We start from the raw sequence: 3,628 nt of genomic DNA on the forward strand, positions 1-3,628 counted from the left end.
TCGGGACGTAGGCGGCGCCGGCTTTGAGCACGGCCAAGAGCGCCATGGGCAGTTCGAGCGCGCGCGGCAGGCAGACGGCGACGCGGTCGCCGGGGGCGACGCCGTGCTGGATCAGCGCGTGGGCGAGACGGTTGGCGCGGGCGTTGATCTGGGTGTAGGACCAGTCGGCGCGCAGGCCGTCGAGGGTGTGGCCGGAGAGGGCCAGGGCCTCGGGCCGGCCTTGGGCGCTGGCCTCGAACAGCGCGTGGAGCGGCCGCGGCGCGATGGGCGCGCGGGTCTGGTTGGGCAGTTCGATGACGGCATGGCGCTCGGCGTCGGACAGCAGGTCCAGTTCCTCCAGCCGCATGTCGGGATGCGCCGCCACGTACTGCAGCAGATCGATGAACCCTTCGCCGATGCGCGTCGCGTCGCCGTCCGTCAGGCGCGCGCTATCGTATTGCAACCGCAGGTCCAGCCGCGCGCCCGGGGTGATGATCAGATTGACCGGGTAATGGGTGGCGTCGTCCGGCTCGATCGCCTGCAGCCGCAGTCCGGCATCGTTTAAAGACAGGTTGGGATCCCACGGATAGTTCTCGAACACGATCAGCGTATCAAACAACTCGGACACGCCGGCCGCTTGCTGAATCTCGGCGAGTCCGACGTGCTGGAATGGCGTGAGCCGCGCCTGCTCGTCCTGCAACCGGGCGAGGAACGTCGCCAGCCGCTCGCCGGGCGCGAGCCGCGCGCGCAACGGCAGCGTGCTGATGAATAGCCCGAGCATCTGTTCGATACCGGCGACCTCGGCCGGGCGGCCGGACACGGTGATGCCGAATACCACGTCGTCCTGGCCGGTCAGCCGCGCCATCAATACCGCCCACAGCCCCTGCAGCACCGTGTTGAGCGTCACGCGCCATGCGCGCGCGCGCCGTGCCAGGGCCTCGCCAAGCTCGGGCGAGAGCTGGCGCTGCCAGCGGCGCGGCCAGACGGTTTGGCCGGCGCCGGTTTGCCGCGCCAGGCGGCAAGGTTCCGCGACACCGTCCAGGTAGGCGCGCCAGGCGCCCTGCGCGGCCTCCCGGTCTTGCCGCGCCACCCAGTCGAGATAATCGGCATAGCGTGGCGGCGGTAGCGCCGGCGCGTCCTGACGGTAATGCGCCAAGACGCCGGAGACGAACAGCGACAGCGACCAGCCATCCATCAGCAGATGATGGTGGGTGATGATCCAGGCGGCCGCGCCCGGCAGACGCGCGAGCATCATGCGCATCAGCGGCGGCGTGTCGAGCGCGAAGCGCTGCTGGCGCTCATGGAGCCGTGCTTGGCGGTAGCCGGCTTCCGCCTCATTGGCCGGCAGAGCGGACAGATCCACCTCGCGCCAAGGCAGCCTCGCTTCGCCGCCAAGGGCTTGCAACGGCCGCTGTTGCGGATCGCGCAGGAAACGCGCGCAGAGCTGGGGATGACGGCGCAACATGGCCAGCGCCGCGCGTCGCAGCCGTTCGCCGTCGATCGGCCCGGTTAGCACCAGCGCCAGTTGCACCGTGTAGAGGTCGGGCGCGTCGTCGTCGAAGCGGGCATGGAACAACAGACCCTCTTGCAAGGGCGACAACGGCAACAGCGCGTCGATCTGCGGCATGACGGTCTCGATGCGCTCGATCGCCGGTTGACTCAACGCGAGCAAGGGGAAATCAGATGGCGTATGGCCACCATGACGCGCGCCGTGGCGCGCCAACGCTTCCAGCGCCATGCGCCAGTGCCCCGCCAACGAGCGGGCGACGGCATCGGGCACGCAATCCGGCGCCCAGGTCCAGTCCGCCACCAGGCGCGCCGCCCGGCCCTCGCCGACGAAGGCGATATCCAGGTCGAGCGGGTGCAGCAAGGTGCAGTCGTTCTCGGTCATGCGCAAAGCGTCGGCGACGCTCAGGTCGGGCTGCCACGGTGTATCGGCGCTGCCGAGCCGGCCTAGATAGTTGAAGCCGATTTGCGCCTCCTCGCCTTGGCGGCCTTCCGGGGTGAAGTGACGCAGATAACCATATGCCAGTCCGCGGCCACGGGCCGGCGTCTCCTCGGCAAAGAGCCCCGGCAGCGCGCGCGCCTGCTCCTTGACGCGCTTGATCAGCTGGCCGAGGTCGTCCGCGCCGGCCAGCATCGCGTCGACCGATAGGCCGTCGGTGTCGAGCCGTAACGGATAGAGGCTGGTGAACCAGCCCACGGTGCGCGACAGATCGAACGTATCGTCCGGCGTTTCGCGTCCATGGCTCTCCACCTCGACCGCGAAAGCCGTGGCCGCGTCCGAGCGCTCGCGCCGCCAAGCGTGCACGGCAAGGGCCAGGGCGGCGAGCAGAATATCCTCCACCCCGGCGTGGTAGGCGGCGGGCAGCGCGAGCAGCGCCAGCGAGGTCTCGACCGACGGCGATACGCGCAGGCGGCCGGCGCGGGCGAAGGTGTCGCGCGCCGGTTGCAGCCGCGCGCCGGCAAGCAACGGCGCGGCGCCATCCGTTTGCGCTCGCCATGCGGGCCATTGCGCGCGCGCGGCGGTTTGTCCTGCCAGATGGAACAATGCCGCCGACCAGCGACGGAAGGTCGGCTCGGCCGTGACGGCGGGCACGGCGCGATCCGCTTGTTGCCATAGTGCCGCCAGATCGGCCAGCAGGATCGGCCACGACACGCCGTCGACCGCGAAGTGATGGATGGTGAGCAACAGGCGTGACTGCGTCGGCGTGTGCAAGCATAGCGCCGCCAGCATGCGGCCGCTGGCGGGCGAGAGCGCTGCGCGGGTTTCGGCGGCGAGCGCCGCCCAATCCGGCGTGATGCCCGCGGACAGCGCTCGCGACACGAGCCATGGCGTGGCATCGGCGCCCACCGCCAAACGCCAGGTGTGTTCCGAGGTCGGCGTCACGGTCAGCCGCAACATCTCATGCTTGGCTTGCAGCGCCGCCAACGTGCGCGCCAAACGCGCCTCGAACCCGGTTTGATCGGCGCCGGCGGGCGGCAGCTGGATCAGCATCGATTGGCTGAACGGCCGGATGCTCGGGTTGCGTCCGAGCTGCCATTGCATCAATGGTGTCGGCGTCACCTCCCCATCGTCGGTGGCCTGCGCCTCGATCGGGCGCGCCATCCGGGGCGTGAGAAACAGGGAGAGCGCCGCCGTGTCCTGCGCTTGGAAGACCTTGCGCAGCGGCAGATCGTACCCGGCGTCGCGCAAGCGGCGTATCAGCTGGATCGACACGATGCTGTCGCCGCCGAGGGTAAAGAAGTTGTCGTCGGGGCCGACGCGCTCGACGCCGAGCACCTCGGCCATCAGCTGGCACAGCAGGCGCTCGGCCTCGCTCTCGGGCGCGCGGTAGGCCGCGCCCTGGCGCGCCGGGCGCGGCAGCGCCGCCTCGTCCAGCTTGCCGTTGGTGGTCAGCGGCAGCGCCGCCAGCGGCGTGATCATTGCGGGCAGCATGTAGTCCGGCAGCCGTTGCGCCAGATGGCGGCGCAGCACGGCGTCGTCGTGTTCGGCGCCGCTGACGTAGGCGAGCAATTGGCCGTCGCGGGCGATGACGGCGGCGGCGTCGACGCCGTCGTGCGCCAACAGCGCGGCCTGAATCTCGCCCGGCTCGATGCGGAAGCCGCGGATCTTGACCTGGCGGTCGGCGCGGCCGAGGAAGATCAG

General features: G+C 70.2%; 1 protein-coding gene. It reads right to left on the reverse strand.

Annotated elements, in window-relative coordinates; all coding sequences use genetic code 11:
• Nucleotides 1–3,628 (reverse strand): condensation domain-containing protein (locus JOZ06_RS04710; RefSeq protein WP_293229279.1); only part of this gene is annotated, 3,628 nt, incomplete at both ends.

Source organism: Paludibacterium sp. (assembly GCF_019232825.1).
Taxonomy (GTDB): domain Bacteria; phylum Pseudomonadota; class Gammaproteobacteria; order Burkholderiales; family Chromobacteriaceae; genus Paludibacterium.